21 protein-coding genes and 1 pseudogene are annotated in these 24,837 nt (G+C 41.0%); 15 read left to right on the top strand and 7 right to left on the bottom strand.

Features of this window, described 5'->3' with window-relative positions; translation table 11 throughout:
* The 5 genes from L659_RS0107965 to L659_RS0107945 form a co-directional block, all read right to left on the bottom strand.
* Nucleotides 1-1,152, bottom strand: coding sequence for an enoyl-CoA hydratase/isomerase family protein (locus L659_RS0107965; protein WP_024590176.1), 1,152 nt, complete (start codon nucleotides 1,150-1,152; stop codon nucleotides 1-3).
* Nucleotides 1,152-1,943 (bottom strand): enoyl-CoA hydratase, encoded by a 792-nt coding sequence (locus L659_RS0107960; protein ID WP_024590175.1) that lies wholly within the window; start codon nucleotides 1,941-1,943, stop codon nucleotides 1,152-1,154. The genes L659_RS0107965 and L659_RS0107960 overlap by 1 nt, the downstream gene beginning before the upstream one ends.
* Nucleotides 1,944-1,953: 10 nt before the next feature.
* Nucleotides 1,954-3,111: an acyl-CoA dehydrogenase family protein gene (locus L659_RS0107955; protein WP_024590174.1), complete on the bottom strand. Its 1,158-nt coding sequence runs from the start codon at nucleotides 3,109-3,111 to the stop codon at nucleotides 1,954-1,956.
* Nucleotides 3,112-3,273: 162 nt separating this feature from the next.
* Entirely contained in the window at nucleotides 3,274-4,764 is a 1,491-nt protein-coding gene (locus L659_RS0107950; RefSeq protein WP_024590173.1) for a CoA-acylating methylmalonate-semialdehyde dehydrogenase, read from the bottom strand.
* Between the two features lie 125 nt (nucleotides 4,765-4,889).
* Nucleotides 4,890-6,071: a thiolase family protein gene (locus L659_RS0107945; protein WP_024590172.1), complete on the bottom strand. Its 1,182-nt coding sequence runs from the start codon at nucleotides 6,069-6,071 to the stop codon at nucleotides 4,890-4,892.
* A gap of 330 nt (nucleotides 6,072-6,401) precedes the next feature.
* Here L659_RS0107945 and L659_RS0107940 point away from each other — a divergent pair, with 330 nt between their 5' ends.
* From L659_RS0107940 to L659_RS0107900, 9 genes are all read left to right on the top strand, one after another.
* On the top strand, nucleotides 6,402-6,836 hold the full coding sequence (locus tag L659_RS0107940; protein ID WP_007580242.1) for a MerR family transcriptional regulator: 435 nt from the start codon (nucleotides 6,402-6,404) through the stop codon (nucleotides 6,834-6,836).
* A gap of 46 nt (nucleotides 6,837-6,882) precedes the next feature.
* The gene (locus tag L659_RS0107935) at nucleotides 6,883-8,058 is read left to right on the top strand and encodes an isovaleryl-CoA dehydrogenase (RefSeq protein ID WP_024590171.1); all 1,176 of its coding nucleotides are present in this window, start codon (nucleotides 6,883-6,885) and stop codon (nucleotides 8,056-8,058) included.
* Between the two features lie 10 nt (nucleotides 8,059-8,068).
* A complete protein-coding gene (locus L659_RS0107930; RefSeq protein WP_024590170.1) occupies nucleotides 8,069-9,676 on the top strand; it encodes a carboxyl transferase domain-containing protein in 1,608 nt (535 codons plus the stop codon).
* A 12-nt stretch (nucleotides 9,677-9,688) separates the two neighbouring features.
* On the top strand, nucleotides 9,689-10,459 hold the full coding sequence (locus tag L659_RS0107925; protein WP_024590169.1) for an enoyl-CoA hydratase/isomerase family protein: 771 nt from the start codon (nucleotides 9,689-9,691) through the stop codon (nucleotides 10,457-10,459).
* A gap of 8 nt (nucleotides 10,460-10,467) precedes the next feature.
* Nucleotides 10,468-12,486, top strand: a complete 2,019-nt coding sequence (locus tag L659_RS0107920) for an acetyl/propionyl/methylcrotonyl-CoA carboxylase subunit alpha (RefSeq protein WP_024590168.1) — start codon at nucleotides 10,468-10,470, stop codon at nucleotides 12,484-12,486.
* Nucleotides 12,486-13,382, top strand: coding sequence for a hydroxymethylglutaryl-CoA lyase (locus L659_RS0107915; RefSeq protein WP_024590167.1), 897 nt, complete (start codon nucleotides 12,486-12,488; stop codon nucleotides 13,380-13,382). The genes L659_RS0107920 and L659_RS0107915 overlap by 1 nt, the downstream gene beginning before the upstream one ends.
* A gap of 261 nt (nucleotides 13,383-13,643) precedes the next feature.
* Entirely contained in the window at nucleotides 13,644-14,342 is a 699-nt protein-coding gene (locus tag L659_RS0107910) for a CoA transferase subunit A (protein WP_024590166.1), read from the top strand.
* 14 nt (nucleotides 14,343-14,356) lie between these two features.
* Nucleotides 14,357-15,013, top strand: a complete 657-nt coding sequence (locus L659_RS0107905) for a CoA transferase subunit B (protein ID WP_007580251.1) — start codon at nucleotides 14,357-14,359, stop codon at nucleotides 15,011-15,013.
* Between the two features lie 344 nt (nucleotides 15,014-15,357).
* A complete protein-coding gene (locus L659_RS0107900; RefSeq protein ID WP_024590165.1) occupies nucleotides 15,358-16,239 on the top strand; it encodes a LysR family transcriptional regulator in 882 nt (293 codons plus the stop codon).
* 1,039 nt (nucleotides 16,240-17,278) lie between these two features.
* Here the strand turns inward: L659_RS0107900 and L659_RS0107895 are convergent.
* Nucleotides 17,279-18,055, bottom strand: coding sequence for an amino acid ABC transporter substrate-binding protein (locus L659_RS0107895; RefSeq protein WP_024590164.1), 777 nt, complete (start codon nucleotides 18,053-18,055; stop codon nucleotides 17,279-17,281).
* A gap of 134 nt (nucleotides 18,056-18,189) precedes the next feature.
* Complete coding sequence (msrA, locus tag L659_RS0107890) at nucleotides 18,190-19,479, bottom strand: peptide-methionine (S)-S-oxide reductase MsrA (protein WP_024590163.1); 1,290 nt, start codon at nucleotides 19,477-19,479, stop codon at nucleotides 18,190-18,192.
* 256 nt (nucleotides 19,480-19,735) lie between these two features.
* Between msrA and pxpB the strand changes: the two genes are divergently transcribed.
* The 6 genes and pseudogenes from pxpB to L659_RS0107865 all read left to right on the top strand — a co-directional run bounded on the left by pxpB (nucleotide 19,736) and on the right by L659_RS0107865 (nucleotide 24,821).
* A complete protein-coding gene (pxpB, locus tag L659_RS0107885) occupies nucleotides 19,736-20,401 on the top strand; it encodes a 5-oxoprolinase subunit PxpB (RefSeq protein ID WP_024590162.1) in 666 nt (221 codons plus the stop codon).
* Entirely contained in the window at nucleotides 20,394-21,320 is a 927-nt protein-coding gene (locus tag L659_RS0107880; protein WP_024590161.1) for a biotin-dependent carboxyltransferase family protein, read from the top strand. Before pxpB ends, L659_RS0107880 begins: the two co-directional genes overlap by 8 nt.
* 22 nt (nucleotides 21,321-21,342) lie before the next feature.
* Nucleotides 21,343-21,450: pseudogene (locus L659_RS1000000124090) on the top strand (5-oxoproline transporter, DUF979 family subunit); the annotation flags it as partial.
* Nucleotides 21,443-22,111, top strand: a complete 669-nt coding sequence (pcp, locus tag L659_RS0107875; protein ID WP_081709146.1) for a pyroglutamyl-peptidase I — start codon at nucleotides 21,443-21,445, stop codon at nucleotides 22,109-22,111. The pseudogene L659_RS1000000124090 and the gene pcp, both read left to right, overlap by 8 nt.
* A 153-nt stretch (nucleotides 22,112-22,264) precedes the next feature.
* Nucleotides 22,265-23,938 (top strand): asparagine synthase B, encoded by a 1,674-nt coding sequence (gene asnB, locus L659_RS0107870; RefSeq protein WP_010552851.1) that lies wholly within the window; start codon nucleotides 22,265-22,267, stop codon nucleotides 23,936-23,938.
* Nucleotides 23,922-24,821: a PhzF family phenazine biosynthesis protein gene (locus tag L659_RS0107865; protein ID WP_024590159.1), complete on the top strand. Its 900-nt coding sequence runs from the start codon at nucleotides 23,922-23,924 to the stop codon at nucleotides 24,819-24,821. The genes asnB and L659_RS0107865 overlap by 17 nt, the downstream gene beginning before the upstream one ends.
* Nucleotides 24,822-24,837: the final 16 nt, after the last annotated feature.

Here is a 24,837-nt window from a genome sequence, read left to right as displayed (position 1 = left end):
TTATTTGTGTGTTGGTGTGTCTAAGCCATCGAGTGGATGGTTTTCGCCAAAGCGGTTAACAAAAAAGCTGTCTATTATTGTTTGTGGTACATCACATAATGTTTTGTATTGCCAATTAGGTGCGCCGTCTTTATCTATTAATAGCGCCCTTACACCTTCTTGAAACTCGCCTACTTCGCCAGCGCGAACCGACATACCCAGCTCCATTTTAAAACACGCTAATAAGTTTTTGCCTTTGCTTGTTTTTAATTGCTCACTAACAAGTGCACAACTTAGTGGGCATCCGTGTTTAAGTGATTTTTGAGCCCGTTGTAGCCACTTATCATCAGTGGTTAGCCCTAAAATATAATCAACTTGCTCCTGCAAGGTTGTAAATTCACCCAGCTTTTGAATCGTTTTGAGATTAGCTTTTACATTGCCTTTTGGCATACGCGCAGATTGGTTGTCTAAATCGGATAACAACTTAGTTAAACGCTCATGATTTAAGCTTGCGGTTTTGCCCCACTTTACAGTTAAAATTTGCTCAAGCATGGCATCATATTTAGTGCTGTCGATGAAGTGATCGGCAAGCGATACAAAACGCGCGTCGTCGCAGTTAATTGATGCCGACGTTAGCCCTAAAAATAGCCCCACACTTTGTGGCATTTTATGTAAAAAGTAACTGCCGCCTACATCAGGGTATAAACCTATGGTTTGCTCTGGCATGGCAATGCGTGATGTTTCGGTTACGACGCGATGACTAGCACCGGCCATTAGCCCTAAACCGCCGCCCATTACTATGCCGTTACCCCAAACAAGGATTGGTTTATCAAAGGTATGAATAAGGTAATCAAGCTTGTACTCAAGCGTAAAAAACTCTTCAACTAAACTTGTTGGTTTACCTTGCGCCATTGCATGATGAAGGCTTACAACATCGCCACCGGCGCAAAATGCTTTATCGCCTGCGCCTTTTAACAACACCATTGCAATAGCATCATCGTCTTGCCAAGCTCGCAATTGCGGTTCAAGTAACTTGATCATCTCAAAATTAAGTGCATTTAAGGCTTTTGGCGCGTTGAGTGTAATAAGCCCAATTAAACTGCCATTTTCTGCGGTTGCGGTTTCAAATACCACGGGCTCATCGGCGCTATTTAATAATATTAAAGTACTCATTAGCCGTTTACCCAGTTAGCGCGGCGTTTTTCTAAAAAGGCATTTACGCCTTCTTGTTGATCTTCGGTATCAAATAAACCAACAAATAACTCGCGCTCAAGAGGCAATACACTTGCCATTGGTTGATGGCGCCCTTTTTGAATCAATGTTTTACACGCAGCAACTGAGGTAGGGCTTTGATCGGCCACTTGGTTGGCCAGCTTTAATGCGGCCGCAAAGCTTTCACCCTGTGGTACTACTTCTTCTACTAAGCCAATTTGCAGAGCTTTATCAGCTTTTAAGCGCTCGCCGCATAAAATCATGCGTTTTGCCCAGCCTTCGCCAACTAGCCATGCTAAATTTTGTGTACCACCAGCACAGGGTAATAACCCTACTTTAGCTTCAGGCAATGCCATTTGTGCTTGCTCTTCCGCTATACGTATATCGCACGCAAGCGCCACCTCTAGCCCGCCGCCCATTGCATAGCCGTTTATGGCAGCAACCGACACGCCTCTAAAGTTAGTCAATGCTTCAAATGCTTCACCAAATACACGCGACATATCAGCGGCTACGCCTTTATCGCCACCAGCAAATACGTTTAGGTCGGCACCCGCGCTAAAAAACTTCTCGCCTTCACCAGTCAGTACTAATGCATAAATATTTTTATTATTATTAAGCTCATTAACGGTATTTTTTAAATCAACTAGGGTGTCTTTTGTCCAGGTATTTGCTGGCGGGTTAGACATCGTTAAAATAGCAACATGACCTTCGGTTGTAAGTTCAATACTCGGATTAGATTTAGATTCTGACATACATTGCTCCTTATAAAACGTCGCTTGCAGACTCAGCCAAAATACGGCGCGCAATAATTACACGCATAATTTCGTTAGTGCCCTCTAAAATTTGATGAACGCGTACATCACGTACATGGCGCTCAAGCGGGTATTCTTTTATGTAACCGTAACCACCATGAATTTGCAGTGCGTCGTTACACACGGTAAAGCCAACATCGGTAGCAAAGCGTTTAGCCATGGCGCAGTAAGTGGTTTTTTCAACGTCGTTATTATCAAGTTTAAATGCAGCAAGCCTTACCATTTGGCGCGCGGCTACAAGCTCGGTGTTCATATCGGCAATTTTAAATTGCAATGCTTGAAACGCAGCCAATGGTTTACCAAATTGTGTACGTTCTTTTAAATATTCACGGGCGGTATTAAGCGCCGCTTGCGCTGTACCAATTGAACATGTGGCAATGTTAATTCGGCCGCCATCAAGGCCTTGCATCGCAAATTTAAAGCCTTCGCCCTCTGCGCCTAATAAGTTATGCGCAGGAATGCGTACATCTTCAAAGCTAATTAGGCGTGTTGGTTGTGCGTTCCAACCCATTTTTTCCTCAGCTTTGCCATATTCCACGCCTTTTGCGTCGGCAGGGACTACAAATGCCGAAATACCCGCAGCGCCTTCGCAGCCTGTACGTGCCATTACCACTAATACTTCGGTTTCGCCCGCGCCCGATATAAACATTTTTGAGCCGTTAATAACGTACTCATCGCCCTCAAGCACGGCTTTTGTTTTAAGTGATGCGGCGTCTGAGCCCGAGCCTGGCTCTGTTAAACAGTAAGAGGCAAGTAACTCACCCATTACTAATTGCTCTACGTATTTGTCTTTAACTGCATCGGTGCCAAAGCTTGCTACCATCCAGGTAGCCATATTATGAATGGTTAACATGGCCGTTGTTGCGGTACAGCCCATAGCAAGCTGCTCAAAAATAATGCTCGAATCTAAACGAGATAAACCAAGGCCGCCTGCTTCCTCTGGCGTGTATAAACCACAAAAACCAAGCTCGCCCGCTGCTTTAATCGTGTCTTTGGGGAAAATATGTTCGCGATCCCACTTTGCTGCATAGGGGGCAAGTTCTGACTCGGCAAATTGGCGTGCTGTTTGAGCAAAGGCTTGTTGATCTTCAGATAAGTTAAAGTCCATGGTAGACCTCTTTAATTGTGTTAGTTTTGTTGTTAGTGTTTCCCGTCACGGGAGTAGTTCGTGACGAGCGGCGAAGGCTTATGTGTGTGTTGTGTGTGAAGTAGCCTTCGCGCCCATCTTTATTATTAATTATTCTTTTATTTACTCATTTTTTAATTACGATTATTTTAAGTTAATGCTCATGTTTGGACCCGACGCAATGTCGTCTTCAAACCAACGTGAGGTAATCGTTTTAGTTTCTGTGTAAAAACGAATACCTTGTTTACCGTACGTGTGTGTATCGCCGTAAAACGAGCCTTTCCAACCAGTGAACGAAAAGAATGGAAGTGGCACCGGAATTGGCACATTAATACCTACTTGGCCTACTTCAATTTCGTGTTGGAATTTACGAGCCACTGCGCCGCTTGAGGTAAATAACGAGGTACCGTTACCGTAAGGGCTGTCGTTAATAAGTGCGATTGCTTCATCAAGCGTGTCTACAAACATACAGGCAAGCACAGGACCAAATATTTCTTCTTTGTATAAATCCATCTCTTTGGTTACATCAGTAAATAACGTTGGGCCAACCCAGTTACCTTGCTCATAACCTTCAACCGTAAAGTCAGAGCCATCAATTAAACAGGTAGCGCCTTGCTCTTTACCATCGGCAATGAGTGATAAAATACGTGCTTTTGCTGCTTTTGATGTTTGTGGACCGTATGCCGCATTAGCATCATCCCACACGCCTGGGCGTACATTTTCAAAGCCTGCTTTAATGTCATCTACCCACTGACTTGCTTGACCTACAAATACAGCAACCGAAATACCCATACAACGCTGACCAGCAGCACCTACCGATGCGCCTACTAGGTTGTTTACAACGTGCGATTTACTTGCATCTGGCATAATAACCATGTGGTTTTTAGCGCCAACACACGCTTGCACGCGTTTAAGATTTTGTGTGCCTTTAGAATAAATATAAGCACCTACACCACACGAGCCAACAAACGAAATTGCACGCACTGCTTTATCTTCTAGTAACCGGTCTACTTGTGGTTTTGTACCGTGAACAACTTGTAATACGCCTTTTGGTGCGCCGGCTTCAATAAATAGCTCTGCTAAACGCATTGGTGTAAGTGGATCTTGCTCAGACGGTTTTAAAATAAAGGTGTTACCACACACAATAGCCAGCGGGAACATCCAAAGTGGGATCATTGCAGGGAAGTTAAACGGGGTAACACCTGCACACACGCCAAGTGGCTGCATGTAAGAATACGTATCGATTTTACGCGCTACGTTTTCCATTGTTTCACCCATCATTAATGATGGTGCGTTAGCGGCTTGTTCTACTACTTCAATACCGCGCCAAACATCGCCTTTTGCATCTTCAAACGTTTTACCCAATTCGTGGCAAATAATGGTAGCAAGCTCATCATGGTGTTCTTTTAATAGCGCAGCGTACTTCATCATAATACGAGCACGTTCAGTAATGGGTACGTCTTTCCATGTTTTAAACGTCTCAGAGGCTGAGGCAATTGCCGCGTCCATTTCTGACTCGGTGGTGCATGGCACTTGTGCAAGTACTTCTTGAGTTGCTGGGTTTATAACATCGATAAGCTCTTTTGATGCTGATTGAATAAATTCGCCATTAATAAGTAGTGGTACTTGGTGCATGATTAAATCCTAGTGTGTGAGTTGTGTGTTCTCTTTTAAAATTGGTAGCGCCGCTTTGTTAGTATTATTAGTGCAGCGCTTTTATAGTTATTCGTATAACTTTCTTATAACTGCTTAATACCTAGTTAATACGCTTCTACGGCCATAGCAACCGCTTCACCGCCACCAATACATAAAGACGCAATGCCTTTTTTAAGGCCTCGGTTTTTAAGGGCATGAATAAGCGTTACTAAAATACGCGCGCCGCTTGCACCAATTGGGTGGCCAAGTGCACATGCACCGCCGTTAACGTTTACTTTGCTTTCATCAAGTTTTAACTCGTTAATAGCCAGCATGGTTACCATGGCAAATGCTTCGTTAATTTCCCAAAGGTCAACGTCGTTTACAGCCCAGCCTGCTTTTTCAAGCACGCTGCTTATTGCACCTACTGGCGCTACTGTAAATTCACTTGGTTTTTGAGAGTGAGTACTGTGCGCTACAATTTTACAAAGCGGTGTTAAACCCTGCTCTTTTGCTTTTGATTCGCTCATTAATATAAGCGCTGCGCCACCGTCTGAAATTGACGATGAATTAGCGGCTGTAATGGTGCCGTCTTTTTTAAAGGCTGCACGTAGGCTTGGAATTTTTTCTGGGCGGGCGTTACCTGGTTGCTCGTCAATCGAAACTGTTACATCGCCTTTGCGTGTTTGCATCGTATGCGGGGCAACTTCGTTATCAAAACTGCCATTTTGTATTGCTGCTTTTGCTTTACTTAATGAGCCTAATGCAAACGCATCCATTTGCTCACGACCAATGCCGTACTCGTCGGCGGTGTCTTGTGCAAAACAACCCATTGCTTTGTTGTCGTAAGCATCTTCAAGGCCGTCGCTCATCATGTGATCTTTTATTTCGCCGTGACCCATTCGCATACCGCCACGTGCTTTTGGAATAAAGTACGGTGCGTTTGTCATGCTTTCCATGCCACCGGCAATGGCAGATTGGATAGAGCCTGCTTTAATTAAATCGTTTGCAAGCATGGCGGCTTTTAAACCAGAGCCACATACTTTGTTAATTGTTGTAGCGCCAGTGCTAAGTGCAAGGCCTGCTTTTAACATTGCTTGGCGTGCGGGCGCTTGCCCAAGCCCTGCTGGTAATACACAGCCCATAATTACTTCATCTATTGCATCATTAGCTAAACCAGTTTGTGCAAGTGCACTGGCAATGGCGGTAGCGCCAAGCTCGGTAGACTGCGCATCACTTAACGCTCCCATAAAACCACCCATTGGGGTGCGTTTTGCTGCTACAATTACCACTGATTCTAAAGTCATAACTAACTCCGTTGTAATTTAATGCAAATAATTGTTAGTATATTTGCTCTATTAATTTAGTATTCATTTATTATTTAATACCTACACACAATACTAACGTTTACGCCAACGTCAACTAAAAACAGCTTAATTTTTAGTTTTATAAGTGTAAGCATTATTTTCCAGCTGTTAGGCCACACTGAGGAAATAAAATTAACCTACTGAAAATTAATAAAATAAGTTAACTCTTCGCGCCAACACTCCTTTATAAATAGTTTCAAAACACACCAAGCTTTACCTTTACGTAAACTTCACTTATATTGGAGCTATTCGAATGAGGTAAATACAATTATGAAACCAGATAATCAAACAAACTTTGCAAGCTCAGCCAAAATGCCGGCTAGTAATGAACAAACATTTAGCATTAGCGAACTCGCTAAAGAATTTGACATTACAACCCGCTCTATTCGCTTTTACGAAGATCAAGGGTTAATAACCCCAGAGCGTAATGGTCAAACACGTATTTATTCAAAACGCGACAAAGTGCGTTTAAAACTAATATTACGTGGTAAACGATTGGGCTTTACGCTTGCTGAAACAGGCCGTTTGTTTGAACTGTACGACGCTGATAAGTCGAGTGCTAAGCAGCTGGTTACCATGCTTGATTTAATAGCCGATAAAAAGTCTGACCTATCTCAACAAATGGACGACATTAAAGTTGTTCTTATGGAGTTGGTGACTGCCGAGCGCCGCTGCAGAGACACACTGAACAAAATAGACGAGTAGCCTATTTTAAGAATAACAACACACTGACGACACACAGGAATGAATCATGAGCACTATTTCACTATATAAAGAAATGAACTTTGGCCTTGGCGAAACCGCCGATATGATCCGCGACCACGTAAACAGTTTTGCGAGTCAGGAAATTGCCCCTCTTGCTGAAAAAACTGACTTAGATAACGCTTTTCCAAATCAACTTTGGGCTCAAATGGGCGAAATGGGCGTACTGGGTATGACCGTATCTGAAGAACTTGGCGGCGCTGGGTTAGGTTACTTAGAACATGTTATTGCTATGGAAGAAATTAGCCGTGCCAGTGCCTCTATAGGTTTAAGCTATGGAGCACATTCAAACCTGTGTGTTAATCAAATTAACCGTAACGGTACACAAGCTCAAAAAGAAAAATACTTACCAAAGCTTATTAGTGGCGAACACATTGGTGCCCTTGCAATGAGCGAGCCTAATGCAGGCTCTGACGTTGTATCGATGAAACTTAAAGCCGAAAAAAAAGGCGATAAGTACATTTTAAATGGCAACAAAATGTGGATCACCAATGGCCCCGATGCACACACACTAGTAATTTACGCTAAAACAGATTTAAACGCCGGCGCTAAAGGTATTACCGCGTTTATTGTTGAGAGCAACTTTCCTGGTTTTTCTACGGCGCAAAAGCTCGACAAACTGGGCATGCGTGGCTCAAACACCTGTGAGCTAGTATTTGAAAACTGTGAAGTACCCGAGGAAAACATTTTAGGTAACTTAAACGAAGGCGTTAAAGTACTTATGAGTGGCCTTGATTACGAACGCGTAGTGCTTGCAGCAGGCCCGCTTGGCATAATGCAAGCGTGTATGGATATAGTAGTACCGTACATTCATGAGCGTAAACAGTTTGACACTCCTATTGGTCAATTTCAGTTAATTCAGGGCAAAGTAGCCGACATGTATACACAAATGAATGCTGCGCGCTCATATGTGTATACGGTAGCTCGCTCTTGTGACCGTGGTGAAACAACCCGTAAAGATGCTGCCGGTGCCATTTTATATGCCGCAGAGCTTGCGACTAAGATGGCGCTTGATGCGATTCAAATTTTAGGCGGAAATGGCTACATAAACGAATACGCAACAGGCCGCCTGCTTCGTGATGCTAAATTATACGAAATTGGTGCAGGTACATCAGAAATACGCCGCATGCTTATTGGCCGCGAACTTTTCACTGAAAGCCGTTAAGGATTAAACCATGACGATTTTAAAATCGAGCGTTAATCCTCACGATCCAACGTTTGTTCAAAACCATAAAAACATGTCGGCGCTGGTGGATGATTTACGCAGTAAAGTAGCAACAATTAGCCAAGGCGGAGGCGCTGCATTAAAGGAGCGCCACGAAGGCCGTGGTAAATTATTTGTACGCGACCGTATAAGTACGTTAATTGACGAAGGCTCACCGTTTTTAGAAATATCGCAATTTGCTGCCTTTGGTGTGTACGAACAAGCAATACCGTGCGCCGGTGTTGTAGCCGGTATAGGCCGTGTTAAAGGCATTGAATGCATGATTATTGCAAACGATGCCACGGTTAAAGGCGGTACGTATTTTCCGCTTACCGTTAAAAAGCATTTACGCGCACAAGACATCGCAGAGCGCTGCCACTTACCGTGTATTTATCTTGTAGATTCGGGCGGTGCAAACCTGCCTGAGCAAGACGATGTATTTCCGGACAAGTTGCATTTTGGTCGTATTTTTTACAATCAAGCCCGTATGTCGGGTAAAGGAATTCCACAAATTGCCGTGGTAATGGGGTTATGTACCGCAGGTGGTGCGTACGTACCTGCTATGGCCGATGAAAGCATTATTGTAAAAGATCAAGGCACTATATTTTTAGCAGGTCCGCCGCTTGTAAAAGCAGCAACAGGCGAAGAAGTAACAGCCGAAGAACTAGGCGGTGCCGATGTGCACTGTAAAGTGTCGGGTGTTGCCGATCACTACGCTGAAAACGATGCTCATGCGCTTTCTATTGCGCGCCAATGTATAGAACGTATTAACTTCACACGTCCGACCGCCCCTCTTCTAGAGGATGTAAAACCACCTCGTTATGATATTAACGAGCTTTACGGCATTGTAGGCACCGACCTTAAAAAGCCGTTTGATGTACGCGAAGTAATAGCGCGCACTGTAGATGACTCATCATTTGATGAATTTAAACGCTATTTTGGTGAAACGCTGGTCACCGGTTTTGCCAGTATTTATGGCAATCCTGTTGGCATAGTGGCTAATAACGGTATTTTATTTAGTGAGTCGGCGCAAAAAGGCGCGCACTTTATTCAGCTGTGTGCTCAGCGTAATATTCCTTTAGTTTTTTTACAAAATATTACCGGCTTTATGGTGGGTAAAAAATACGAAGCCGAAGGCATTGCAAAGCACGGCGCTAAAATGGTGATGGCGGTTTCGTGTGCTGATGTGCCTAAATTTACAGTACTTATTGGCGGCTCTTACGGCGCAGGTAACTACGGAATGTGTGGCCGTGCATTTGAACCAACCATGATGTGGATGTGGCCTAATGCCCGTATTTCGGTAATGGGCGGCGAGCAAGCAGCGGGTGTAATGGCCCAAGTTAAACAAGATGGTTTAGCACGCAAAGGTCAAAGCATGAGCGAGCAAGAAATCAGTGACTTTAAAAAGCCAATTATTGACCAGTACGAAGAGCAAGGTCATCCGTATTACGCCAGCGCACGCTTGTGGGATGACGGTATTATAGACCCTGCCGATACGCGTAATGTATTAGGGCTTGCGTTAACGGCTGCGAACAACGCACCAAAACGTGATTCGAAATTTGGCGTATTTAGAATGTAACCGGAGCGCAAAATGTCAGTAACACTACAAATAACAAAATCTAATGTGGCTGTACTTGTATTAAGCCGCCCAGAAAAAAGAAACGCATTTAACAGCGAAGTAATACATGAGCTGATTCAGTGTATTGAACATGCAAATACGCTTGATATTCGCGCTTTGGTTTTAAAAACAGAAGGTAAGCATTTTTCAGCCGGTGCCGATTTAGCCTGGATGAAGTCGATGGCTGATAACAGCTACGCAGATAACTTGGCTGATTCGATGCAATTGGCTAAATTAATGCAGGTGCTGGCAAACTCGCCCCACCCTACAATTTGCGCTGTGCAAGGTGCTGCTTTTGGTGGTGCACTGGGCTTAATTGCCTGTTGCGACATAGCCCTTAGTAAAGACGATGCGCAATTTTGTTTAAGCGAAGTAAAGCTTGGCCTTATTCCGGCTGTTATTAGCCCGTATGTCATTAAAGCGATTGGTGAACGCGCTGCTCGCAGGTACTTTTTAACGGCTGAAGTGTTTGATGCACATACTGCTAAGCAACTTGGTTTAATTCATCAAGTAACCGGTAATTTAGACTGTGCGCTCGATAATATGCTGCAAACACTGATTGATAACGGACCTGTTGCAGTAAAAGCCGCAAAAGCATTAATTAACGATGTAGCAAATAAACCAATAACCGATGAACTCATTGAGCTTACCGCAGAGCGTATTGCAAAAATTCGCGTATCTGAGGAAGGCCAAGAAGGGCTAACTGCTTTTTTTGATAAACGCCCACCCGCTTGGCAACTGTAGGATTGATTATGAACACACAACGATTACAAAAAATACTGATTGCCAATCGTGGAGAAATTGCGTGCCGAGTAATGCGCAGCGCAAAACAAATGGGCTTAACCACGGTCGCGGTTTATTCTGATGCAGACAAACATGCCCGGCACGTAAAAATGGCCGACGAGGCTTACCATATTGGTGCTGCGCCAAGTAAAGATTCGTATTTAGTAGCAGACAAAATTTTGCAAGTTGCCAAAGACTGCGGCGCTGATTGTATTCACCCGGGGTATGGTTTTTTATCTGAAAACAGCGAATTTGCTAAAGCCTGCGAAGCTAACAACATTGCTTTTGTAGGGCCACCAGCAAGTAGCATTGAAGCAATGGGGTCTAAAACCCGCGCTAAAGAAATAATGGCAGCTGCTAATGTGCCATTAGTACCTGGTTATTACGGCGATAAACAAGACCCTGCTTTTTTACAAAGTGAAGCTGAAAAAATTGGCTACCCTGTACTAATTAAAGCCGCCTTTGGCGGCGGCGGTAAGGGCATGCGTGTGGTTGAAAAAGCAAAAGACTTTATGAGCGCACTACAAGGTGCGCAACGTGAAGCTATTGCCGGTTTTGGTAACGATTTAGTATTGCTTGAGCGCTACGTAAACCAACCTCGCCATGTTGAAGTGCAAGTATTTGCAGATAACTACGGTAACTGTGTTTATTTAGGCGATCGTGATTGTTCTTTGCAACGTCGTCATCAAAAAGTAATTGAAGAAGCCCCTGCTCCCGGTTTATCTGACGAACTACGTAAAGAAATGGGCGAAGCGGCTGTACGTTGTGCACTGGCTATAAATTATAGAGGCGCAGGTACGGTTGAGTTTTTACTGTGTGGCGATGAATTTTTCTTTATGGAAATGAATACGCGCCTTCAAGTAGAACACCCAGTAACCGAAATGGTAACCGGTGTAGATTTAGTCAATTGGCAAATTAATATTGCGGGTGGGCAAACACTGCCACTGACACAAAGTGATATTCAATTGCAGGGTCATAGCTTTGAAGCGCGTATATACGCAGAAGATCCAGCTAACGACTTTATCCCGTGTTCGGGTACTATTGAAGCGTTACATACACCGCTTAACAGCGAATTTGTACGCATTGATACAGGCATTGCACAAGGCGACGAAATTAGCCCGTTTTACGATCCGATGATTGCAAAACTTATTGTGCACGACGACAATCGCGAACAAGCACTGAGCCGTTTACAACACGCTCTTGAGCAATTTCATTTAGCAGGTTTTAGCACTAACATTGGCTTTTTACATAACTTAGCAAGCCACCCTACCTTTAAACAAGGTGCGCCAAGTACACACTTTATTGCAGAGCAAGGCGACTCGTTAGTTGCGGTTGATAAATCGTTATTACAAGCAAGCCAACTTATTGGTGCTTTTGCATATTTAGAATCGTTAACTAACACCCAAAATGCGCCAAACAGTGCAAGCCCGTGGCAACAACTAAGCGGTTTTACACTCAATGCTCCGCAAGCAATTAAAGTTCCTTTTGCTGATTTACAGCTAAGCGCTATAAAAACGTCAGCGGGCTATAGTATTACGCATAACGAGCACGTATTTAACCTACAAGGCACATTAAATAACAATCTTTGCAGTGTATTTATTAACGGCGAAAAACATACCGCGCATGTAAATACTGTTGGCAATAGTACCGTGAGCAATAGTACTGTTGGCAATATTGTCACTGTTATGAATAAAGCACTGCAAACTAAGCTTGAACTAGTTGATAAACATTATATTAGTTCGCACGAAAGCGAAGCTCTGCCACTTGCCGCGCCACTTAATGGCACGGTAGTTAAGCACTTAATCGAAATTGGTAGCACAATCACCAAAGGCGATGCGGTTGTTATTATCGAAGCCATGAAAATGGAATACACGCTTAACGCACCACACGACGGCATTTTAAAAAGCTATTGTTTTGGTGAAGGCGAATTAGTAACGCATGGTGCTCTGCTTGCTATAGTAGAAGATACAACAGAGGAAGGTGCATAATGAGTGCCTTTGCAAGTAAAGTACGTATTGTTGAAGTTGGCGCGCGAGACGGCCTACAAAACGAAAAAACAGTAAGCACAGCCGATAAAGTAGCGCTTATTAACGCTCTAAGCGCTGCAGGTTTAAAAAATATTGAAGCTGGCGCGTTTGTCTCCCCTAAATGGGTGCCACAAATGGCAGACTCAGCTGATGTAATATCAGCGCTAGATTTACCTGACGTAAATTTAAGTGCCCTTACACCTAACTTAAAAGGTGCACAAGCAGCGCATGCTGTTGGCATTAAAGAGTTTGCTATATTTACCGCTGCGAGTGAGTCGTTTTGTCAAAAAAACATAAACTGCTCAATAGATGAAAGTATTGAACGTTTTAGCGAAGTAATGGCGTTTGCTAAAGCGAATAATATTCGCGTACGTGGTTATGTAAGCTGTGTGCTAGGTTGCCCCTATGAGGGTGAGATTGACCCACAAGCAGTACTTAGTGTATCGCAAAAGCTGTTAGATTTAGGATGTTACGAAGTAAGTCTTGGCGATACCATTGGTGTTGGCACCGCTAAAAAAGTAACGCAATTAATCGAGTTACTTTTAACGCACATTGATAAAACCAAGCTGGCCGTGCATTTTCATGATACTTACGGTCAAGCGCTTACAAATATTTACGCAGCCTTAAGCCTAGGTATAGCAACGGTTGACGCGGCAGTTGCAGGCCTTGGTGGCTGTCCTTATGCTAAGGGTGCGTCAGGAAATGTTGCCACCGAAGATGTAGTTTACTTACTGCAAGGGCTTGGCATTGAACACGGAATTGATTTACAAAGGTTAAGTGACGCTGGCTGGGAGATAACCAAAGCACTTGGTAAGCAACCTGTGAGCAAAGTATCTGTGGCACTGCACACAAAATAACCTGAGCTCTGGATAATAAATCTATCTCGAGCAGCTATTTTCAGCACTAACTGCGTTGAATTTACTTGCAATAGGCCAGCTATTGACGCGTAAATTCGCCTTGTTTTCACTGAAAATCTCTGGCTAGAGAAAATAAATTTAAATATCACCCTGATTCATATGTTAGTAAATCTATTAACCAGAGTTCAGGTTAAATAGCTATCTTATGAAATGATGATTCACGATAGTTAACAACAAATAGCACACAATGAGGAGAGACTCATGGCCGGTTTTGATAAGGTAGTTTATAGCTACGAAGCTGCAATGGAAGGATTAAAAGACGGCGATACTATTATTGCCGGAGGTTTTGGTTTATGTGGTATTCCTGAAGGCTTAATTAAACAAATTAAGCGCATGCAAACAAAAAACTTAACTGTAGTATCTAATAACTGTGGTGTTGATGACTTTGGTTTAGGTATTTTATTACAAGACAAGCAAATTAAAAAAGTAATTGCCTCATACGTTGGCGAAAACGCCCTATTCGAGCAGCAGTTATTAAGTGGTGAAATTGACGTAGAGCTTACACCTCAAGGCACACTTGCTGAAAAAATGCGAGCTGGTGGCGCGGGTATACCTGCGTTTTACACCGCAACCGGTTACGGTACTCCTGTGGCTGAGGGTAAAGACGTAAAAGAATTTAATGGTCGCCCGTATATTTTAGAAGAATCTATAACAGGTGAATTTGCTATAGTAAAAGCATGGAAAGCCGATCGTTACGGTAATTTAGTGTTTAGACACACGGCAATGAACTTTAATCCAATGGCGGCAACGGCTGGCAAAATTACCGTTGCCGAAGTAGAAGAGATTGTAGAGCCGGGTGAGCTTGAGCCAAGCCAAATTCATACCCCAGGTATTTTTGTAAATCGCGTTATTAAAGGCAGCTTTGAAAAACGCATTGAACGTGTAACAACACGAGATTAAGCAGGAGCATAATTATGGCATTATCACGTGAACAAGTTGCAATGCGCGTTGCACAAGAACTACAAGATGGTTACTACGTTAATTTGGGCATAGGAATTCCGACACTCGTCGCAAACTATGTACCGGATGATATTGAAGTTATGTTACAGTCCGAAAATGGTCTTTTAGGCATGGGCCCGTACCCTACTAAAGCAGAGCTAGATGCCGATATGATAAACGCGGGTAAAGAAACCGTGACAGCAGCTAAAGGTGCAGCCATATTTAATAGTGCAGATAGTTTTGCCATGATACGGGGTGGTCATGTAGACTTAACTGTTCTGGGTGCATTTGAAGTTGACCAGAACGGCAACATCGCATCGTGGATGATCCCTAAAAAGCTGATTAAAGGCATGGGTGGCGCGATGGATTTAGTCGCTGGCGCGAAAAACATTATTGTTACTATGACCCATGCAAGTAAGCATGGTGACTCTAAACTATTAGAAGCCTGCTCTTTACCGCTTACTGGCGTTAATTGCGTTAAAAAAATAGTGACAGATTTAGCCGTACTAGAAGTTAAAGACGGCGCATTTCATTTATTAGAACGCGCTCCGGGCGTAACTGTTGATGAAATCATTAGTAAAACAGCAGGTAAATTACTTGTTGACGGTGAAGTACCAGAAATGGTTTTTTAGTAACTTTTAATAAGTTAACTTAAAATAACGCTTTACCCTGTACCGACCTCATTCCCAGTGCCAATGGCGCTGAGTTACCCAAAATCCCTCTCACGAGGGATTTTTTTTATCTTTTGCCATTATTTTTACCGTCATTCATACATCTGTAGTAAATTTTATCTATAATACAAATATAAATTAAATGTAAGCGCTTAGATTCTTTGCACTATTTTGTGGATAGTCTGCACCCTTTTTGTGAACTAGCGTTAAATTTATTTTTAACCTACTGATATTTAAATATTAAATAGTTGGTTCAAATTTTGCCTAAGTAAGGCGTCTCAATAAATTAAATAATTCTGGAAAACATGCAAACTCCTATTCGTGGCCTTCGCTCTTTTTGCTTTGCCGCAAGAAGCCTAAGTTTTAAGCATGCAGCTAATGAGCTGTACTTAACGCCGTCTGCGGTAAGCCATCAAATAAAACAACTTGAAGAACAACTTGGTATTGAACTTTTTCAACGTAAAACGCGTTCAATTAGCTTAACCACAGCGGGTAAAAACTTTTTTGATGCTGTGTCTCCTATCATCACAATGTTAGAGGGCACCATTAACGAGTTTAGTCAGATGCAGCAAAATACAAATTTGACAATTACGTTGCCTGAGTTTTTTGCCAGCGAGCTACTCATGCCTAAATTAAGTGAGTGGACGTCAGAGCACCCTAATATAAACCTGCAAATGGATACGCTTAAAACACGCAAAGAATTAACGCGCCATAGCGATTTATCTATTGTATTGTCCTCAGGTAAACCTACTGAAGGATTAGCGACTGAGTTGTTTAACCTTGAATATATTCCTGCATGTAATAAAAAATTGCTCGACCAATGGAGGGACGATCATCGTCAAGCGCTTAACCAAGTTCCGCTGATCCTCCACAAAGCTCGCCCTTGGGCATGGCACCAGTGGGCCGAAAAAGCGGGGATTGATGACTTTTCTCCTTCGCAGATTATTCAAATAGATAGCATGTTTGGTGTAGCGCGTGCAGCGCAGCAAGGCATGGGCATTGCGCTTATCCCACTGCCTATTAGTCAAAGCTGGTTAGATGAGCAATGGCTGTACAAATTATTCGAACAGCCTTTAACAACTAAAGATAAATACTATTTAGTACAGCACGAATCAAGCACGCCTAATCACCCGCTTGATTTATTTGCGAAGTGGGTTGTAAATACGTTTAGAAAAATCCAAGAATAATCCCCTATTAGACGAGTTCAGTAATACAACCCACCCTGTGTTTTATTACTGAACTCGTCTAATACCAACCTGCATAAATCTTTGATCAATTTAACGAATTAAATTGCACTATTACGTCGTTAAAAATTTTTTATTTAGAACAACTAGATACAAAAATTTTTGCCTAGTTCTAGCGTAATTTTCTTAACGTTAAATAGACCCCATATATAAGCAGATTGGTATAACTCCCTGCAAATTTGAATAATATTTTTTATTTAAATACATAAACTTAACGCCGAGCATTAGACTAAAGTCTATAGTTTAATTTTTTTCACTCATTGGTTTCATTTTTATCGTTTGTCGAAAATAAAGTTAAATATTAAAGTTACTTCATCAGCTCAAAACAACTTAGTTAATTTGTTTTTTAAGAGCAATAAATGCAACCTTTTGAGTTTTAGTAACTCAAACTTAGCAGTGAAAAGAATCTTATATTGTGTGTGTAAGATGTTGTCAGTGTGAAAAAGCGGTTCAAGTTAGGTGGTGACTTGGCTTGAACTGTTTTTATTCTTGGCTCAACCACATGATATGCATTACAAAGCTACTAAAGCGTAGCAAACCGAATCTTTATATTGTGTGTGAAGATGTTGTCAGTGTGAAAAGCGGTTCAAGTTAGGTGGTGACTTGGCTTGGACTGTTTTTATTCTTGGCTCAATCACATGATATGCATTACCAGGCTACTAAAGCGTAGCAAACAGAATCTTTATATTGTGTGTGAAGATGTTGTCAGTGTGAAAAAGCGGTTCAAGTTAGGTGGTGACTTGGCTTGAACTGTTTTTATTCTTGGCTCAAACCACATGATATGCATTACAAGGCTACGTAAGCGTAGTAAACAGAATCTTTATATTGTGTGTGAAGATGTTGTCAGTGTGAAAAGCGGTTCAAGTTAGGTGGTGACTTGGCTTGGACTGTTTTTATTATTAAGCACATACATAATATAGCTATATACAGATTAATACATTTTAAAAAGCCCCGTAAGTTATAACTTACGGGGCTTTTTTAGTTAATTTTTTATTTGATACTCTTTTTTTAATTTACTTATTTGCACTTTATGTGAAAGCAAAAATGTATCAAATTGCTTAACTACCTCAGGATAGTCAATCGACGATAATAAAAAGGCTTGTAAATCTGTCGGCAATTCGTTTTGAAAATAAACGGGTCGGGTTAATTTGAAATATTTAACAATATTATAGTTTAATACATCGTTAGATATGTAAATACACTCCACTCGCTCTTTTAAAAGCATCTCTATTAATTCCATTACGTTAGCGGTTTCAATTAGCTCAACGTTTTCGTTATTCATTAAAGGTTTAAAGCTTTGAGACGTAAACCCTCTCACCGTTGCAAAACTAACGCATTCATCAATAGTGATATTTTTATTTAAACTCGCAATACCCGTTTTAGTCACAACGGTTGGCTGCGAATAAATAATTTCATTTAAATCACCAAAGGAAGCTTTATAACTTGGTTTCCATTGAGGGTTATCTGGATATTTAAAATCAACATGATGGTGATCAATAAATTCTTTATAAAGACGATTAATTGGCAGCGTGTAAAACTCAAATTCAAAATCGTGCTGCTGTGCAAATAAAGTGAGTAACTCTTCACTGAAGCCATAATAGTCAGCACCATTTGTTCCACTACCATCAAAGTAAGGTAGATACTCTATATTCTCTACGCCGACGACATAGTGGGTTGCCGACTTAGCATCTGTAATAAAAATTAATAAAGCTAAAGGCAAATACATTAACTGCGTTGTTATTTTTATAAATTGATTCATTTACAACCTAAGTAATATTATTGATGTGTAGCTCAACGCTTTAATTTTAAAAAATTTGCAAAGAATATGATAAATCTATTTTATTTTATGCAAAAAAAAGCCTGATTAAAATCAGGCTTTACAAAGTAAAAGGTTTAGCTTTTATCTCTTGGTACAAAATCGAGTACTGTTGCGTTTATACAGTAGCGGTCTGTGCCTCTAGGGCCTTCTCCTGGGAATAAATGACCAAGATGAATACCTGTACTTTTAGAACGTAGCTCAATACGTGTTATTCCCCAACTGCTATCATCATGCTGCGTTACACTACTTTTTACTGGGTGCTTAAACGACAACCAACCAGTACCGGAGTTAAACCTATCGCTTGTATCAAATAGTGGCTCTCCACTTAATTTATCAACAAAAGTACCATCAGGTGTATTTTTAAACTCTTTGTACTCTTTACAATAAGGTCTATCTGTTCGTGCATCGAATGCAACTTTATAAGCATCACTGTTACCTAATTTAAAAGCGCCTAATGCTTTATAAAACTCTTCAGGTGTTGCATAGCCTTGACGGCCATATACCTCAACGCCATTTTCTAAAAACAAAATAGTCGGCGTTGCCCACGTGGCTGACTTAATAGTTAAATCATTAAGTTGGTCAGCATGGCGAAATGTCATAGGTATTGTGCCTTTGTAATCATTTGCGACTGCTTTTTTAAATTTGTCACAGTACGGGCAGTAATCACGAGAATCAAGTACCACTATTTGCTTACCTGCGATTAGAGCACTGTTGTCTGCTTTTTCCACGGGTGTTTTATTAAAAACAACACCGGTAGAGTGATCGGGACAATAGCCATTAGGGTTCTTTTCTAGATAATTTTGATGATATTCTTCTGCCGATACAAAACCTGCAAGTGGTTTAATAACCGTTTCGATTTTGCCGTAGCTCGCATCAGTTAAAAGCTGCTGATATTGCGATTTAACTTGCTCAGCTACTTTAGCTTGTGCATCAGTAGTCGTTAATACAATTGAACGATATTGCGTACCGATGTCGTTACCTTGGCGATTTTTTTGCGTAGGATCGTGACTTTCAAAATAGTTTTTTAAGAGATCTTCTGCTGAAATTATATTGCTGTTATACATAACTTGCACAACTTCAGCATAATTGTTCTCATCAAAACGACGAGACTGATCAGTAATATTTCTGTACGTTGCTTTAAACCCATTACCGTCAGCATAACCCGACTCAGCATCAATAACGCCATTAAGCGCTTCGTAGCGTTTTTCTGCTCCCCAAAAACAACCAGACCCCAGTACAATGGTTTCTACATGCATGGTGGCTTCTACATTACTGTGTTCTACCTTTTCCATAGATAAAGCAAAGCTGCCTGCGCTAAATATAATAGCAGCGCCTGATAAATATAATAAATGCTGGTGTTTCATAAAGTACCTCATAAACAAGTGCGTGCTAATTAAGACCTCCTTATCTTAATTTTCATTTCAACCTAATTACTTATTTAGTACGAAATGTATTAAGTTTTAGTCCTCAATAAGTTAAATACGATTAATTGAATATAAAAACACTCTTAAAGTAAGCTGGGTAAATAAACACTAAACATAACGACTTAGTCGCAATGGTGTAAATAAATTAATAAAACTGTGTTACGTTTAAATTATGTTGTACAAATAGGTTTATTTAATGAAGCCAGCTCCCCATATTTATGCATTAACAAACAGTAGTTTACTACTTGATGCATCGCATTTAGATGCTACAGATAGACTCTCTATTCAAAATAAAATTTGGGCTTTAACCAGCCACTGTAAATGCACTGCTGAATTTACCGATTTGGTGCCAGCCATGAACTCGCTCACTCTCTATCTAAAATCAGATAAACACTTAAATAAGTGGTTACAAGTACTACCTTCGCTGTGGAATGATATTAAAACGAGTACTTTTAAAGGGCAACATCACTTAATCGAAACCACCTACAAGGGTGAGGATATTAATTACGTGGCTCGTTATCACAATTTAAGCGCTGATGAGGTTATTAATATTCATAGTAAAACCAAATACCACGTTTTATTTTTAGGCTTTCAGCCCGGTTTTGCTTACCTACACGGCTTAGATGGGCAATTACATACACCAAGGCGTGATGAGCCACGCATTAAAGTTCCTAAAGGCTCTGTTGCGATAGGTGCTGCACAAACCGGAATTTACCCCGCAGATACCCCTGGCGGTTGGCACATAATAGGTCATACAGATACTGCTTTGTTTGATTCGACCTCTGAGCAGCCTTGTTTAATTCAACCAGGCGATACGCTTGAATTTGTTCCGCTAGTTAATAAAGGAGCAACTCATGATTAAAGTACTCAAAAGTGGTGTATTACTTACAATTCAAGATTTTGGCCGTGATGGCTACCGTCATTTAGGTGTAAGCAAAGCGGGTAGCTTAGACCCTTATGCACAAATAATTGCTAATAGATTACTTAACAATAGCGACAATGATGCCGTTTTAGAAATAACTGTTGGTTTGTGCGAGCTGGAATTCACCTGCGACACAGTAATTGCGCTTCATGGTGCAGATTTGCAAGCAACCCTTGATGGACAAGCAATTTACCCTGGTTGGACATACACAGTAAAAAACAAACAAGTACTGAGCTTTGCTACTGGTAGAGCTGGATTAAGAGCTTATTTAGCAGTGAAAGGCGGTATACAAAATACTGAAGTTATGGGCTCTAAATCTACAGATTTAAACGCATGTTTTGGTGGTATTGAAGGTAGAGCTCTCGCCACTGGTGATGAAATACCTATTACTCCTTATTATGGAGAGTTTATAAAAGTAGGCGCAATTGCTCCCGCCCAGCGCAAGCTTATACGACTGCACCCAAGTCCTCATGCTAATTTGTTAGGCGAGCCTTTACTTAACAACTTTGTATCTACCCCATTTAAAGTTAGTAGTAACAGCAACCGAATGGGCGTAAGGCTTGAGCATAAAAATAATTTGGCACATTCGCACTCTTTGCCATCACTAGGGGTGAGTCCTGGGAGTATTCAACTGCCACCGAATGGTGAACCTATCGTGCTACTTAACGATGGTCAAACAACCGGGGGCTATCCGCTTTTAGGGACTGTAATTGAAGCCGACTTACATCAATTTGCACAATTTAGACCTTTAGATACTGTTGAGTTTAAATATGTAACGTTTGAAGAAGCAGCAAAGGCGAAGCAGAAACTTGACGGGCACCTACATCAATTGAGCCTTGCACTTAAAAATAACCTATAAAATATTCTAGAATCAACACGCCCTAGATTTAAAAAATAGGTACCATGTAATAAAGGTTCAAATTCCGACGGCCGTTACCTTACTCGCCGTTAATATTATTTTAATGTATAGCTTGGTGTTTAATGACTAAATCAACTTCTACTATGCCGTGTGTATTAATAACTGGCTTTGCTCCTTTTGGTGGCGAAGCTATAAACCCTTCTTGGCAAGCAGTGCAAAAACTTGATGAAACTATCATCATGAAACACAAAATATGCACACTAGAACTTGCCTGTGAATTTAATACGTCTATCAGTCAGCTTATAAACGCCATTGAGTCGCACAATCCGGCGGTTGTTTTATGTATAGGCCAAGCTGGTGGGCGCAGCGAAATATCAATTGAGCGTATTGCAATAAACGTTGACGATGCACGCATTAAAGACAATGCAGGTAAGCAGCCTATCGATACACCAATAGAAAAAAATGGCCCTGATGCCTATTTTACAAACTTGCCAATAAAGCGCATGTTACAAGCATTGCACAACAGCAATATACCTGCTTCCATTTCCAATACAGCAGGTACTTATGTGTGTAATCACGTTATGTATGGTCTTATGCATTACATAAATGATCACTGCGCTGTAATGAAAGGTGGCTTTGTGCATATTCCTTATTTACCAAGCCAAGCTGTGCACCACAATGGCGCACCAAGCATGAGCGAAGAAACCGTTATTAATGCCCTGAGAGTTATGATTGCACAAGCTTTGAACAATAATAGCGACGTAAAAATAGCAGCAGGAACCACGCATTAACCACTTTGGTGCGATTACATCTAGCTTGGTGCATAAATTATTCTTAATTAATTGTAAAAGCTATGTGACTTGAGTAATTTTTTCTGATAAAACAAGGTTTCGCAGCACAGCAAATTGGCTCTGCTGCACACATAATAGGAATGAGGAGTTACTATGTGTTCAATTTTTGGGGTATTAGATATTAAATCTGATCCCACTCAATTGCGTACCCAAGCAATTGAAATGTCAAAGCTGCTTAGACACCGTGGCCCAGATTGGTCTGGTGTATATGCATCTGAAAAAGCTATTTTAGTGCATGAGCGTTTAGCTATTGTTGGTGTATCAAGCGGTGCACAGCCTTTATACAATCCTGAAAAAACAAATATTTTAGCGGTTAATGGCGAGATTTATAATCATAAAGAACTTGCAGCAGAGTTAGACGTTGATTTTACTTTTCAAACTCAATCAGACTGTGAAGTTATTTTAGCGCTGTATAAACAAAAAGGGCCTGACTTTTTAGATGATCTAAATGGCATTTTTGCATTTTGTTTATACGATGAAGAAAATGACGCTTACTTAATTGGCCGTGACCATATTGGTATTATCCCGCTTTACACCGGTCACGACGAGCACGGTAACTTTTACGTTGCTTCTGAGCTAAAAGCACTTTCTCCAATTTGTAAGCATATTGAAGAATTTCCACCAGGGCATTACCTGTACAGCAAAGATGGCAAAATGACGCCTTATTACAAACGTGATTGGGAAACATTTGATGCAGTTAAAGATAACAGCGCAGAAGCGCAAGACGTTAAAGATGCATTAGAAGCGGCCGTTAAACGCCAATTAATGTGTGACGTGCCTTACGGTGTATTACTTTCTGGTGGTTTAGACTCATCGGTTATCTCTGCTATTACCCAGCGCTTTGCTGCAAAACGTATTGAAGATAACGACGAAAGCGACGCATGGTGGCCTAAGCTGCATTCTTTTTCAGTAGGCCTTGAGGGCTCACCTGATTTAGCGGCTGCACAAAAAGTAGCTGACATGATTGGTACTATTCACCACCCTATCATTTTTACCATTCAAGAAGGTATTGATGCATTACGTGAAGTGATTTACCACATAGAAACCTACGACGTAACAACAATTCGTGCCTCTACACCTATGTACTTAATGGCTCGCCAAATTAAAGCTATGGGCATTAAAATGGTGTTATCTGGCGAAGGTGCTGATGAGCTATTTGGTGGTTATTTATACTTCCATAAAGCCCCTAACGCACAAGAGTTTCATGAAGAGCTAAACCGTAAAGTATCAAAACTGCATATGTTTGACTGTTTACGTGCTAATAAATCAATGGCGGCATGGGGCGTAGAAGCACGTGTACCGTTTCTTGATAAAGAATTTGTTGATGTTGCTATGCGTATCAACCCTGAAGCTAAAATGTGTAAAGATGGAAAAATTGAAAAACACATTTTACGTGAAGGCTTTGAAGGTTACTTACCTGATGAAGTGCTATGGCGTCAAAAAGAGCAATTTTCAGATGGTGTTGGTTACAGCTGGATTGATACGTTAAAAGAGTTTGTAAACGAGCAAGTAAGCGATCAAGAGCTTGCAAATGCAAAATTTAAATACCCTATTAATACACCAGATTCAAAAGAAGCTTACTACTACCGTACTATTTTTGAATCGCATTTCCCTGGTGATGCATCAGCTAAATGTGTACCGCATGGTAAATCGGTAGCGTGTTCGACTCCTGAAGCACTTGCATGGGACGCATCGTTCCAAAACAATGCTGATCCATCAGGTCGTGCTGCGGGCGTTCATAACGACGCATATGCAAGCAAAGGTTAATACTCTTTGTTTAGCAAAGCGTAAGCCTAAATGGCTTACGCTTTGCTTTATAGAGTTCACTTCCACCGAATCTGTTTTTTATAGCTCTGCAAATAACTTAAAAGGCTCAAGCGCTTTAATTGTTATTTATAAAAATGGGTTAACATCAAAAACAATGCAATATATTGCATCACAATCAATTCACCCAGCTACCGTATTTTTAAATCAAAATGAGATAACTAAACGCCATTGCAATATTCGCTGGTTTAACCAAACAAGTGAAATTAAACGCTGCGGACATGGCACTTTAGCGGCCGCTAATTTTTTAATAGGTTATTTGGGTTATTGCCCTGAAGTATTTACTTCAATGAGTAATGAGCGCTTTACTATAAGAGTAAAAAAACAACGCGCTCAGCTGTTACTAAAAAGCATAGAGCCTAAAAAAAGCGAGTTAGCTGAAGGTGAGTTACAAAGTGTGTTTTCAGTAGCAATAAAAGCAGCCTACACTACCGCTGATAAAAACGGTTATACGGTTGTGTTATTTAATAAAGAATTTAATAAAGAATTTAATAAGGAATTTAGTAAAGAATTCGATAAAGCAGTTGAAAAAGACGATTTAAAAAGCGTACACGTTGATTTTAAAGCTTTGTGTGCACTCCACAAAAATGCAGTAATTGCCCTTAGTATAAAAAATAAAGACAAGAAAAATGCCATAGCGCATTTTAGATACTTTGCACCCCAGTTTGGTGTTAATGAAGACAGTGCTACAGGCTCTGCGATATCTGTTATTGCCCCCCTTCTATTTAGACTGTACAGTTTAAATAAAGCCAAGCTTATACAACAATCAAATAATGGTGCATTGCTAAACTATGAGTTTAACAATGCTAAAGTTGTCATTTACTAAACATGACTTAAGTAAC

The organism is Pseudoalteromonas sp. S8-8 (assembly GCF_000497875.1).
Taxonomy (GTDB): domain Bacteria; phylum Pseudomonadota; class Gammaproteobacteria; order Enterobacterales; family Alteromonadaceae; genus Pseudoalteromonas; species Pseudoalteromonas arctica.
Note: the sequence above shows the minus strand (reverse complement) of the source record. Positions and strands in the feature narration are given on the sequence as shown.